We start from the raw sequence: 12127 nt of genomic DNA on the forward strand, positions 1-12127 counted from the left end.
ATTGCTTAATCGGCAACCTTCTCCGCGGAGAGAGCGCCTCAGCGCCGACCATCGGGAGGAGACAGCAATGACCGTGACGCGCCGGGGATTTCAGCTTGGATTGCTTGCCTCGGGAGCATTGCTGCCCGCGCTTGCCGACGCCTTTGACGGCGATCCTGTCCATGCCGACCCGGCTACGGATGAGATTCTGCGGCGAGTCGATCCCGAGCTTCGCGCCGGCGCGCTGATGATCCTGTCGCGACCGCTTCCATCGCCGCTGACGCCGGCCGCCGTCCGAACCATGCGGCAAAAGGCGCCCGCCGCCGCGCCGCCGCTCCCGCCCCCCGCGGCGGCGGTCGAGCGCCGCATCGTACCGGGCGCGAACGGCGCGCCGCCCGTGCCGGTCACGGTGATCGGTGCGAGGCCAGGCGGCCCGCCATGCCCCGCAGTCCTGCACATCCACGGCGGCGGCATGATCCTCGGCCGCGTTGCCGATACCATCGTCGCGTCGCAGCGCCTGGCCGCAGCGCTCGATTGCGTAGTGGTCGAGGTCGATTACCGGCTCTCTCCGGAAACCCCCTTTCCCGGGCCAGTGGAGGATTGTTACAGCGCGCTCGCCTGGCTTTACGACAACGCGGCTGCGCTGGGCGTGGATCGAACGCGCATCGCGATCATGGGCGAAAGCGCGGGCGGAGGCCTGGCCGCGATGCTGGCGATCGCCGCGCGCGACCGGCGGAAAATTCCCGTCTGTTACCAGGTGCTGATCTATCCGATGCTCGACGACCGCACCGGCAGCACGCGGCGCGTGCCGCCCTTTATCGGCAGGGTCGGCTGGAACGAGGCAGGCAATCGATTCGGCTGGAGCAGCTTTCTGGGGCGTCCGGCCGGTGCAGCCCGCGTTCCCTATGGCGCGGTTCCGGCGCGCGTCGAAGACCTTGCCGGGCTTCCACCGGCCTTCATCGGAGTCGGTGCAATCGATCTCTTTGTCGACGAGGATATCGCCTATGCGGCGCGCCTCGTCCGTGCCGGCGTTCCGACCCAGCTTCATGTGACGCCGGCAGCCTATCACGGGTTCGATTTCATCGCGCCCCAGTCCCGCGTCGCCACTGAGTTCGCCGCAGCATGGAAGAGCGCCTTGCGGGCGGCCTTTACGACACGCTTTTGAGCCCATTCGGAAAACGGCCTCCAGCTTCCTGCGATTGTTCCGCAAGTGGCATCTTGCCGAGATCGTTACGCCGTGATAGCAGTATGCAACCGATTGCAGAGAACAGTCGAAATCAGGAGAGGAAAATCATGACAAAGCACTCGCGCGCCGCCGGCTGCTACGCGGCAGATCACCAAGGTCCGGACGGCCGGAGCAAGGGCGGGGTCGCCGCTATCCGCGCCGGCGTGTCGCTTGCCGCCTGCCTCGCGGCGATGGCAGCGATGCCGGCATTCGCCCAGCAGGCCGCGCCGGCCAAACCCGATTCGGCCCCGCAATCGACCAGCACCGCTCCCGCGGCGGATAACGAAGACATCGTCGTCACCGCTTCGAAAACGGGTGCCGAACGGCTCAGTCGCGTACCGCAGGCAGTTCAGGCGTTTTCCGGCGCGACGCTCAAGGAGCGGAACATCCGCGACGGTGCCGACCTCATTCAGCTCATCCCCGGCGCCTCGCAGGCACAGGAGATCGGCGCCGGCTATCGCATCTACTCCTTCCGCGGCTCGGGTGCCGGCGGTCCGATCGGCGACGGCCTCGTCGGTTATTATCTCGATGACACGCCCTTCGGCGTGCCCAACAACCAGAGCGCCCCGCCGATCAATTATTTCGACATCGACCGGGTCGAAGTGCTGCGCGGACCGCAGGGAACGCTCTATGGCCAGGGATCCGCCGCCGGCACGATCATCTACCACACCAAGAATCCCGACCTGCAGAAGGTCACCGAAGCCGGCGAGGCGGAAATCTCGACGACGAACGATGCCAGCAAGATCAACTACCGCGCCGCCGCGGCGCTATCGATCCCGCTGGTGACGGACAGGCTCGGGCTGCGCATCAGCGGCGGATATGATTATCGCGCCGGCACCGCCGATATCTATGCCGGCGCGCCGACGGGCACGCCGAGGGCGAAGGACGCCAACGACGTCGTCGCCAAGGATATTCAGGCCGTCCTGCTGTGGAAGCCCGATGACCTGACCACCGTCCGCCTCCGCGCCTGGTATTTCAGCACTGACCAGGATTATCTGAACGTCATCAACTCGGTGAACCCGCCTTATGCCGCCTATCAAGGCGATGTCGTCGGCTATGATCGGCGCAGGGCCGAATATTTCTCGGGCACGATCATCCGCGATGTCGGAAAGTTCACGGTGACCAATGCGACGTCCTATCAGAAATCGCTGCCCGGCGGCTTTCAGGTCGGCCTCAATCTCGGCGCGCCGCTCGGTATCGGCGTACTGAACAATGGCGGAAACGCGCACAATTTCGTCAACGAATTCCGGGTCGCGACCTCAGGTACGGGGCCACTCCACGGCGTCGCCGGCGTCTTTTATCAAAATGCGACCGGACTCTACACCTTCGACATCAACTTCCCGACGCTCGCGCTCAAGGGCAGCACGATTACCAAGACCGAGAACGTCGCTGTCTTCTCGGAAGTGAGCTATGAGCTGTTCGGCGGCAAGCTCGTGCCACTGGTCGGCCTGCGCTATTTCAACGATACGAGAAAGTCGGATTCGCTGTCGAACGGCACGCATGTACTCAGCAATGCCAACCCCGACGCGCTGACCTGGCGCGCCAACCTGGCCTATTATCCGAGCAAGGACTGGCTGTTCTTCTTCAATGCCGGCACCGGCTTCCGCAGCGGCATCCTCCAGTCCAAGGCGCAAGCGGATGCCGTGATCGCCGACGGCGTCCCGAGCTCGATCTCGCTCACGCCGGACAAGCTGCGCAATCTCGAAATCGGGACCAAGGGCACCGTGTTCGATGGCGCGCTTCGCCTTGCGGTGAGCCTCTACGACATCAAGTACACCAACATTCAAAGCGCGTTCAACACGTCCATCGGGCTGGCCGCGTTCGCCAATCTCGGGGACGGGACGTCCCGCGGCATCGACGTCGAGGCGACGTGGCGGACGCCGGCAAAGGGTCTGGTGCTGTCGGTCGTCGGCAACGTCAACGATTCGAAGTTCACCAATGTCCTGCCCGCTTTCGGCACGGCCAACCCGCGCATCGGCAACGGGCAGCGCCTGCTCAACACGCCGCCGTTCAATTGGCGCGGCGACGCGTCCTACGATCATCATTTCGGAGCATATGACTTCTTCGCAACAGGCTCGGTGACCGCGATCGGCCGCGCGCGGAACGGCGATGCAACCGTCAACACGATCAACCCGTATCAATTGTACAACATGAGCACGGGGGTCCGCTTCGATCGGTACGAGATACGCCTGTTTGCCGACAATCTGTCCGATTATCGCGGACCGACCGCCGCCAACGGGCCGACATTGCTGGCGGGTCCGCGCCCGCGGACCATCGGCATCACCTTCCGCCTCAACTCGAACTAACCAGTATATGGCGGTGCGCCCGGCACGATCGGCGCACCGTCATCCACATCGAACGCCGCGGCGACTGGGACAAGGTGCACGAACCATGGCGGAACAATCGCATGTGTCAGGCAAGGGCCATGTCGGGATCGACCGTCGTACGCTGATGAAAGGCGCGGCTACCGCAGCGGCGATAACGGCATCATCAGCGGCGGCGGCGATATCGTCCGAAGCGCCGTCCCGCATGGCGGGCGGTGGGATGCGCGGTGCCGATTGCCGGCACGGCATCGGCGCGATCACGGCCGGAGCGGAAATCGCGATCGCCGCGACCCGATCCGGGCGCGTCGCCGGCTACGCCCAGGACGATATTCTCGTGTTCAAGGGCATCCCCTACGGGGCGGATACGGGAGGGGCCAACCGTTTTCGCCCGCCGCAGCCGCCGCCATCGTGGACCGGCGTGCGCAGCGCACGTTCCCATGGGCCGGTTGCTCCGCAGGACAAGGGGACTGGCCGGCTGAACGACGAAGAGGCGTTCATCTTCCAGTGGAACGACAGCGTGGAGAGCGAAGACTGCCTGCGCGTCAACGTCTGGACCCCCGGCACCGATGACCGACGCCGTCCCGTGCTCCTATGGCTGCACGGCGGCGGGTTCGCCGCGGGCTCGGGGCATGATCTTCCCGCGTTCGACGGCCACAATCTGGCGCGGCGCGGCGACGCTGTCGTGGTGACGCTGAACCACCGGCTCAACCTTCTCGGTTTTCTCGATCTCTCGCGCTACGGCGCGCGCTACGCCGAGTCGGGAAATGTCGGGATGCTCGATATCGTCGCGGCGCTTCAATGGATCCGCGACAATATTGCCCGTTTCGGCGGTGATCCAGACCGGGTGCTGATCTTTGGCCAGTCCGGCGGCGGCGCGAAGGTCAGTACGCTGATGGCCATGCCGGCGGCGCGCGGACTGTTCCACCGTGCCGTCGTCATGAGCGGTTCGTTCGCGCCGTGTACCACGCCGGAAAAATCCGGTCGGCTGGCGGAGCTGATGCTCGCCGAGCTCGGCATTCCGCCGGGCGATGTCGATCGACTGCACACCCTGCCCTATTCGGACCTGAGACGAGCGAGCGAGGCCGTGCTGGCCCGAGTCAATCCACCGTCCAATGGCGTCGTCGACGTCCGCCGCATGGCCAGGGCTTTGACCTTCGCCCCCGTCGTCGACGGGAAGGCCTTGCGTGCTTCGCCCGAGCGCCCCGACATGCCTGACCTGTCGATCGACGTTCCGATGATGGTCGGGACGACGCTCAACGAATTCGTTACCGGCATCAACCACCCCGAGTTCGAGGCGATGAGCGAAGCCGAGCTGGAAGCGAAGGTCGATGCGCTCTATCCCGGGCGATCCGGTCCGGTGATCGCGGCATTCCGGCGGCGAACACCACGGGCGTCGCCCTTCGACCTCTGGTCGCGCATTGCGACCGCGCCTGTCCGTCAAAGCGCGATCGATCAGGTGTTGGCCAAGGCGAAGCACAGCCCGGCACGCGCCTATCTTTACTGGTTCACCTGGCGGACGCCGGTGCTCGATGGCAGGCCGCGCGCATTCCATTGCCTCGACATCCCGTTCATGTTCGCCAACACCGAACGCTGTGCAAGCATGACAGGTGGCGGCCCCCGGGCGGCGACACTGAGCGCGCAGATGGCCGATGCGCTCCTGGCCTTCGCGCGGAGCGGCGATCCCAACCACGCCACGCTGCCGAGATGGGAGCCGGTAACGCCAACACGAATCCCGTCGATGATCTTCGACGACCAGATCCATATCGAACATGATGCAGACGCGATCGAACGCGCAACCATTTCCTGACACTGATCCGAGCCGCCACGATGCCGCGCCGACAACGGCACCGCCGCAGGGCAGCACAGATAGCTTGAGTTTGATTGCAACCGATTGCATGTCGTTGCCATGCGCCGCCTGAACACGATGATCGAGGACCCCGACAAGCCAATGGAGCCTGAAACCGACAGCGCGCGCAACGCCCTTTCCCATAGTCTCGAACGAATTTACCGCGAGGCAGCGCCGGAGGTGTTTTCGCGCGCCTGCGACCTCCTCGATCGGGCAACGCAGCAGCGTTCGACGGATCTGAAGGCGCTGGATCGCAACCGTGCGGAGAATCCGCGCTGGATCGAACAATCCGGCAACACCGTGTATGCCTTCTATGTCGATCGGTTCGCGGGGACGCTCGACGGGGTCATCGACAAGCTCGACTATCTGCAGTCATTGGGCATTCGCTGGCTTCATCCCCTGCCGTTGCTCAAGGCCCGGCCAGGCGAAAGCGACGGTGGCTTTGCAGTCGCCGATTACCGCGCCGTCGAGCCCGAACTGGGCGACATGGCTGATCTGGAGCGCCTGTCGTCCGAACTGCGCGCCCGCAACATGGGCCTGTTGCTCGATATCGTCTGCAATCATACGGCGCGCGAACATGCATGGGCCGAACGGGCGCGACACGGCGATCCCAAATATCGCGCCTATTATCATGTCATCGAAACCAAAGCGGAAGTGGATGCCTGGGAAGCCTCGCTGATCGATGTCTTTCCCGATACCGCCCCGGGCAATTTCACTTACGACGCTGCGATGGGCGGCTGGGTCTGGACGACTTTCTATCCATTCCAGTGGGATCTGAACTACGCCAATCCCGACGTCTTTCTCGAAATGCTCGACGTGCTGCTGTTCCTGGCAAACAAGGGTGTGCAGGGGTTTCGTCTGGACAGCGCGCCGTTTCTCTGGAAGCGCATGGGCACCACCTGCCGCAACCAGCCCGAGGCCTATGCCATCGTGGCGGCGCTACGCGCTGCGCTGGACATCGCAGCGCCAGGCGTCGTCCTGCTGACCGAGGCGATCGAAAGCCCCGAAGACGTCATGCCATTCTTCGGCACCGACTCTCGAGGGTGCGATCTCGCCTATAACAACGGGGTGATGACCGCTTTATGGGGGGGGCTGGCCGATCAGGATGCGACGATCGTGCGCAAAGCCCTCGCCGCGTCAGCCGAACGGCCGGACCATGCCGTGTGGCTCAACTATGTCCGGTGCCATGATGATGTCATCTGGAACGCGCTGGCCGGGCAGGCTTCGCCGGACGATCTGGCGCGTTGGTCCAATTTCTACGATGGCAACGGCTTCTCGGACGGTCAGCGATTCCAGACAGCCCCTGGCGGCGTGCCGTCGACCAACGGCATGGCGGCAGCACTCGTCGGGCTGGGCCGGCCCGGTATCGACGAGGGTGCCGCCCTCGCCCGCTTGAAGCTGCTCTACGCCACGATCCATGCCCTGGATGGGTGGCCGCTGATCTATATGGGCGACGAGATCGCCCTGGGGAATGATCAGGGCTATTTGTCGGATCCGGCGCGACGCAACGAAGGCCGCTGGCTTCATCGTCCGGCAATGGACTGGGACCAGACCAGATCGTCGCGCGCGGCCGACGCTCCGAGCGAGCAGATGCTGAAGGCGATGCGCCGTTATGGGGAGGCCGCGCGCGCCCTCGACGGCCTGGGCGTACGAGGGCGGGCCGTGCCCGTCGTCCTGGCGCCGTCAGCGATATTGGGCTTTGCCCGGGACGCAGGTCGACCTTTTCTTTGCCTGGCCAATCTCTCCGCTGATCCACACATCGTCGATCGTCCGGAGCGCTGGAACGGGCCCGGCCGGGATGTCCTTTCGGGGCGCGAGGTGGCTTCGGGCCCAGTCGTATTGAGCCCTTATGAAGTCCTCTGGTGGGCCGCGGATCGATGAACCGCGTCGCCGGGCTTTGAAAGCGTCTTCCTGAAGCTGGATCGCTGGCCCGACAGGCCTGGCATGGTACCTGGACCCGTCAGATAGCCCGACTTCGCGATATAATCCCGCACGGCCGCCTCGTCGCCGTAGCGCAGCTGTATCATCGCCCGGATCGCGGCACGTTTGTCATGGGCGCGGTCATAAAAGCCCCTGGCGATCTCGTAACCGACGAAATAGCCCATATCGGATACGCCGAACACATTGCGATCGCTGTTGTAGAGCCAATCGTCCCAATCGGTTTTCGCCATGTCCACCCGGAACCGCGCGCGCACCGCATTCCGGTGCGCGGAGCCATAGACATAGAGTTGCAGCGGCGGGCGGTGGCCCGTCACCCGTTCAGCGACGAACTCCGCGACGCCTTCATAGGCGACCCGTGCGGCGAGGCTGTCGCCGGACTCCTGCTGCTGGGTATGGACATATTCATGGACGTTGTTCTGTCCGTTGTTGATGAAGGGCCGCGTCCTGAAAAAGGTGCCGAGACGGCTGCGCATCGGTTCGGGCAGCTCCGAGACATCGACCGTCTCGTCGGCGAGCGCGATTTCGGCGCCGATCAGCACCATGGTGCCCGTTGTCGTGCCTCCGGTACGCAAGACGCCGATCGCATAGGTGATGCTGGCGGGCTTCAATTCGGGATAGATTTGCCGAAAGGTGGCAAGGTCCTTCGCCAGCGGCGCGGCCGCCTCCTTGGCGCGTGCGGTCAGCGGGCGGATCGAGGCCCAGAATTTTGGGTAGTTATCGATCGCATCGACATATTGGGCCGGCGTATAGCGCCGCGCTGCCATCAGCGCCTGCAAGCCAGGTGTCGCCGGATCGAGATACAGGCGCTGGAACGATGAGAGCTTGGTCGGACGATCGGTTGCCGATCGCACGGCCTCATAGGCGGTCCAGAACCGATCGATATCGCGTGTTTCGATCACCGGACCCGCGATCGACTCCGTGGGCGCGGCACCTGACGGCGCAGTCGGAGCCAAGGTCGTGCAGAGGGCCAGTGCAAGGGCCATCAAGGGCTTTGATATCATCGCTCTGCTTTTCCATCGAATCATGGTGCCGGCTGCAGAATCGGTGCCCGGCATTGCGTCGCCGCCGCCCGGGCACTCACAATCAGAAAACGTGCCGCGATCAAGACGCCGGAGATCATCACGAGTAGCGATGCGCCATGCCGGTTCGGCGCGGCATGTCATAGGGGCGTCCTGGCGACGGTCTTCATCGGCGATGGGTGTGCGCCGCATAGCTGGCCTCCATCAGCTCGCCGCCGAGTTGGCCGAGCGCGGCATAGTCGAAGCTCGTATTGTTCAGCACGATAACGGTATGGCCATCGGTAAGAACCCGTCGAGCAATCATGCGAAAGCCGCCGTTGGAACCATCTTCCCAGGCGACCTCACGCTCCTTGCCGGCAATGCGTTCGATCCGAACGCGGCCACCCAGAGCGTAATGCTGATCCGGCATCAGTACGGTCATCAGTGTCTTGCGACTGGCCGCGCTGAGATAGCGGCCGTCCAGCACAGCGTCCATGAGGACCAGCAGGTCCGGCGCGGTCGTGTAGAAGCCGCCGGCCATGGCCATGAAATCGGGGATCGGATTGGGCTTTTCCTGTGGGACAGGCAGTAACGTCGCATAGCCCTGCGCCATACCCGGCGTCGTCGCGGAATCGCCATGGAACATCCCGCTGTTTCTGAGCCTCAATGGACGCACGAGAAGCCGGTCTACGAGCCTGGCATAGGGCGTGCCCGTCATCCGCTCGACCACGGCTTTGACCAGCAGCCAGTTCGAGTGTGAATAGTCCCACCCGGTGCCGGGTGCGAAGGCGAGGTCGCCGCTTGCATATCGACGGACCGCCTCGGCCTGGTCAAGTTCGCCCCCCCGGATCGACGGGTCGGCCTGCCGGGCTTTCTGGACATCGTTGGGAAGGCCGCTCGAGTGGCTCATCAGGCGCCTGAGCGTGAGCTTGCCCCCGGTGTCCTTGCGATAGTCGGGCAGATATGCGGAGATCGGTCGATCGAGGTCGAGTTTTCCCTGATCGACGAGTTTCATCACGATGATAGCGGAAATCCATTTCGACACGGATCCGATCTCGAAGCGTGTGGTGGCCGTCATCGGCACACCGTAGGCGGCGCGGGCCGTGCCGATCGTCTGGACGTCATCGACCGTCCGGCCATGCCCGACCAGTGTCACGCCGTTGAATCCCGACCCTTCGCCGGCCGTGGTTACGATGTCGCGATATGATTGCGCGCTCGCCGCGCAGGCAATCGGAAAAATCGCAGCGGCAATCAGCAGCCTGAACAGATTGTGCATAATCCGATTTTCCTCCGCGCCGGCGACGGGATAGATGATCAGGATTGCGTGAGGATTGCAAAGTCGTCCAGCACACGCTGCGACATGCTCGTTTTGTTGAGGATAATGGCAGTTTCGCGCGCGTCGAGCCGATGGCTGCCGCTGAAAGGCCGGCGCTCGAGCATATGTGCACTGCGATAGGATGGTAGCGCCCGGGGAACGAACGCGATTCTTTCGTACGCGGCTACAGCGCCTTCAGGAGAGCATTGGCCGAGGCCACCGCCGAGCCATCGCCGGCCAGCGCCACTGCGACGAAAGCGTGGTCGGCAGGCGAATAGGCGACCAATGCGCTGGCGCCCGGGGTACCGCCCGCATGGCCGATCCACAGGAGCCGCTTGTTGCCGTCCGGCACGTCGAACACCATCGCGCCGAGGCCGTAGAAAGTGCCCTGATCGAACATCGGATGGAGCGTCGCGGTCATCGCCGCCACCAGAGGTTGTTTGATCAGACGACCATCCAGCAGCGCGGCCCAGAAGCGGACCATGTCGCCCGCGCTGCCGGCGATCGGGCCGGCAGCGCCCGCCCAGCTCGGATCGATCGGCTTCTCCTGCTTCGAAACGAGCGGCGCCACCCCATTCGCGCCACCGCCCGGCGCCAGCGCGCGGAGCGTCTTCAGTCCCAGAGGCGCGATGATCCTCGCCGTAATCGCTTCGTCGATCGGCCGATGATCGGCGATCCGCACGATCTCGCCCAGCACGTCATAGCCGGTATTGGAATAACGCCAGTTTGCCCCTGGGCAGAACATCGCACCATGCCGGCGCGCGATCGCCAGCGTTTCGGCGGGGCCGCGATAGCGCGGGTCGGCATGGGCCTTCACATCCTCGTTCGCGCTGAAAAGGCCGGCCGTATGTGCCAGAAGATCGCGCACCGTGACGACATCGCCATTGGGAACATCCTTCACCCAGCGGGATACCCGGTCGTCGAGCGAAATTTTACCCTCTTGCACGAGTTGCAGGACGACGACGGCGGTGAAGGTCTTGCCGGCGCTCGCCCAGAACAATATCGGGTCGGCGGTATCGCCGCCGGTCCACAATCCCCTGCCCTCGATCCCGATCGCCGCGGTCACGGCGGGCGCGCCGGTCCTGTCTCTGATCATGGCAAGCGCGGCGTCGAGGCGCGCGGTCACCGCCGGACCCAGCGCGGCTTCGGGCACGATCGCTGGTGGCGGCACGACCACACCGGCGTGGAGCCGACCGGCATAGGGCGCGCGCATCGAACAGCTTGCGGGTTTATAATCGGCGGCGCGTGCGGTCGCCGCGAGCAGTGAAAGCAGGAGGATGAGAGCGCGGCGCATGGCGATGTGTCCTGTTCCGATCCCGGCGATTGGAATCGCTGATTGAGGTGCGATCATGCCCCGAGCCGCATGACGTAACCAATGGTCAGGAAGCCACCATTCCAAATCGACGTCCCCAACAGGATCGCCAGCACGAATTGGCCGTGCGCCATCCGGAATATGCCCGCGGGCACGGGCAGACAGGCGCGCGCGGTGGGGATCGTCTGGCCCAACAACGTCACCTGGAAGTGACGCCGCCGATAGTCCATGACCAGGCGATCATAGCGCTCGGGGCTCAGCAATATGCAACGGCCATAACGCGCGACGAACGCCGCGCATCGCGCTTCGCCCAGGGCGCGTCCAAGCGCATACAGACAGAGGCAGCCCAGGCTGGAGCCGATCGTCGTCGCAACCACCATCAGCGCGAGGTCGCCCGGCCCGGCAACAGTCTTCATGCCGAGAAAGATGAGGAGAGCGGAGGATGGCACCATCGGCAGGAATTTCTCCGCCAAGGCAAGGAGTCCGGCCCCCAGCACGGCATGTCCGGCGACCAGCGCCACGATATTCCCGACAGTCATGACCCGCGCATCCCGGCCCGCAATGGCGCGCGGCGCGAGATTCGATAGACCGTCGCGGGGGGCACGTTGCGCACGGCGCGGCCGATGGGGACGGCCTTCAGCCCGAGCCGGTCGAGGATCGGGCGCGGAATCGGGCAACGCCGGCCGTATGTGAACTGATACAGAGCCCCACCCGCGCCGAGATGGCCGAAAGCGGTTGCGACGATGGCGAAAACCTTGCGAAACGGCATGTTCAGCAGAGGCAGGCCGCTGACCACCGCGCAGACCGGTTGGACGCTCAGGAGATCGCTCGCCGTCAGGCGGGCCGCGTCGCACTGTAGCAATCGTGCCGCCGGGAAGCACCGACGCAATATCGGCGCGAAATGCTCGCTGGCCTCGACCAGCGTCAAATCCTCTTCGCGAATGCCACGATCGATCAGCGCCCGGGTAAATACGCCCGTACCGGGGCCAAACTCGATAACCCCGCCGCCCGAGGGGCGGATCTCACTGGTGATCAGTCGCGCCAGGGCTGCTCCCGAAGGCAGCAAGGCACCGACCTGGCGCGGCTTCGCCAGCCCCGCGCGGATGAACATCAGTGCATCAGTGACGCCATTCAAGGCGCGGGAAATCATCTCTGTCTGTTTCATCGCATTCCCTCGGGCCGGCATG

10 protein-coding genes are annotated in these 12127 nt (G+C 64.5%); 4 read left to right on the forward strand and 6 right to left on the reverse strand.

Annotation, left to right across the window (positions count from 1 at the left end; all coding sequences use genetic code 11):
• Nucleotides 1–67 precede the first annotated feature (67 nt).
• The 4 genes from ABD050_RS14420 (at nt 68) to ABD050_RS14435 (ending at nt 7255) form a co-directional block, all read left to right on the forward strand.
• Nucleotides 68–1144 carry an alpha/beta hydrolase gene (locus ABD050_RS14420; protein ID WP_343890109.1) on the forward strand — a complete coding sequence of 359 codons (1077 nt, stop codon included), beginning with the start codon at nt 68–70 and terminating at the stop codon, nt 1142–1144.
• A 128-nt stretch (nt 1145–1272) separates the two neighbouring features.
• Nucleotides 1273–3510, forward strand: coding sequence for a TonB-dependent receptor (locus ABD050_RS14425; protein WP_343890111.1), 2238 nt, complete (start codon nt 1273–1275; stop codon nt 3508–3510).
• An 85-nt stretch (nt 3511–3595) separates the two neighbouring features.
• Nucleotides 3596–5335 (forward strand): carboxylesterase/lipase family protein, encoded by a 1740-nt coding sequence (locus ABD050_RS14430; RefSeq protein ID WP_343890112.1) that lies wholly within the window; start codon nt 3596–3598, stop codon nt 5333–5335.
• A 99-nt stretch (nt 5336–5434) separates the two neighbouring features.
• Nucleotides 5435–7255 carry an alpha-amylase family glycosyl hydrolase gene (locus ABD050_RS14435; RefSeq protein WP_343890113.1) on the forward strand — a complete coding sequence of 607 codons (1821 nt, stop codon included), beginning with the start codon at nt 5435–5437 and terminating at the stop codon, nt 7253–7255.
• Here the strand turns inward: ABD050_RS14435 and ABD050_RS14440 are convergent.
• The 6 genes from ABD050_RS14440 to ABD050_RS14465 all read right to left on the reverse strand — a co-directional run bounded on the left by ABD050_RS14440 (nt 7222) and on the right by ABD050_RS14465 (nt 12105).
• Entirely contained in the window at nt 7222–8214 is a 993-nt protein-coding gene (locus tag ABD050_RS14440; protein WP_343890114.1) for a DUF2268 domain-containing putative Zn-dependent protease, read from the reverse strand. The two genes, ABD050_RS14435 and ABD050_RS14440, sit on opposite strands and share 34 nt — an antisense overlap.
• Before the next feature lie 286 nt (nt 8215–8500).
• Nucleotides 8501–9589: a serine hydrolase domain-containing protein gene (locus tag ABD050_RS14445; RefSeq protein WP_343890115.1), complete on the reverse strand. Its 1089-nt coding sequence runs from the start codon at nt 9587–9589 to the stop codon at nt 8501–8503.
• Between the two features lie 38 nt (nt 9590–9627).
• A complete protein-coding gene (locus ABD050_RS14450; protein WP_343890116.1) occupies nt 9628–9753 on the reverse strand; it encodes a hypothetical protein in 126 nt (41 codons plus the stop codon).
• 59 nt (nt 9754–9812) lie between these two features.
• Complete coding sequence (locus tag ABD050_RS14455) at nt 9813–10922, reverse strand: serine hydrolase domain-containing protein (protein ID WP_343890117.1); 1110 nt, start codon at nt 10920–10922, stop codon at nt 9813–9815.
• A gap of 53 nt (nt 10923–10975) precedes the next feature.
• Nucleotides 10976–11479: a DedA family protein gene (locus tag ABD050_RS14460; protein WP_343890118.1), complete on the reverse strand. Its 504-nt coding sequence runs from the start codon at nt 11477–11479 to the stop codon at nt 10976–10978.
• Nucleotides 11476–12105: a class I SAM-dependent methyltransferase gene (locus tag ABD050_RS14465; RefSeq protein WP_343890119.1), complete on the reverse strand. Its 630-nt coding sequence runs from the start codon at nt 12103–12105 to the stop codon at nt 11476–11478. The genes ABD050_RS14460 and ABD050_RS14465 overlap by 4 nt, the downstream gene beginning before the upstream one ends.
• Nucleotides 12106–12127 lie beyond the last annotated feature (22 nt).

The sequence above is a fragment of the Sphingomonas oligophenolica genome (genome assembly GCF_039522915.1).
GTDB classification, from domain to species: Bacteria; Pseudomonadota; Alphaproteobacteria; order Sphingomonadales; family Sphingomonadaceae; genus Sphingomonas; species Sphingomonas oligophenolica.

What these genes read in the sequence shown, in the direction of transcription:
- ABD050_RS14430 (WP_343890112.1), top strand. Translation starts at nt 3,596, where the DNA reads ATGGCGGAACAATCGCATGTGTCAGGCAAGGGCCATGTCGGGATCGAC.
- ABD050_RS14435 (WP_343890113.1), top strand. Translation starts at nt 5,435, where the DNA reads ATGCGCCGCCTGAACACGATGATCGAGGACCCCGACAAGCCAATGGAG.
- ABD050_RS14465 (WP_343890119.1), bottom strand. Translation starts at nt 12,105, where the DNA reads ATGAAACAGACAGAGATGATTTCCCGCGCCTTGAATGGCGTCACTGAT.
- ABD050_RS14450 (WP_343890116.1), bottom strand. Translation starts at nt 9,753, where the DNA reads ATGCTCGAGCGCCGGCCTTTCAGCGGCAGCCATCGGCTCGACGCGCGC.
- ABD050_RS14460 (WP_343890118.1), bottom strand. Translation starts at nt 11,479, where the DNA reads ATGACTGTCGGGAATATCGTGGCGCTGGTCGCCGGACATGCCGTGCTG.
- ABD050_RS14420 (WP_343890109.1), top strand. Translation starts at nt 68, where the DNA reads ATGACCGTGACGCGCCGGGGATTTCAGCTTGGATTGCTTGCCTCGGGA.
- ABD050_RS14425 (WP_343890111.1), top strand. Translation starts at nt 1,273, where the DNA reads ATGACAAAGCACTCGCGCGCCGCCGGCTGCTACGCGGCAGATCACCAA.
- ABD050_RS14445 (WP_343890115.1), bottom strand. Translation starts at nt 9,589, where the DNA reads ATGCACAATCTGTTCAGGCTGCTGATTGCCGCTGCGATTTTTCCGATT.
- ABD050_RS14455 (WP_343890117.1), bottom strand. Translation starts at nt 10,922, where the DNA reads ATGCGCCGCGCTCTCATCCTCCTGCTTTCACTGCTCGCGGCGACCGCA.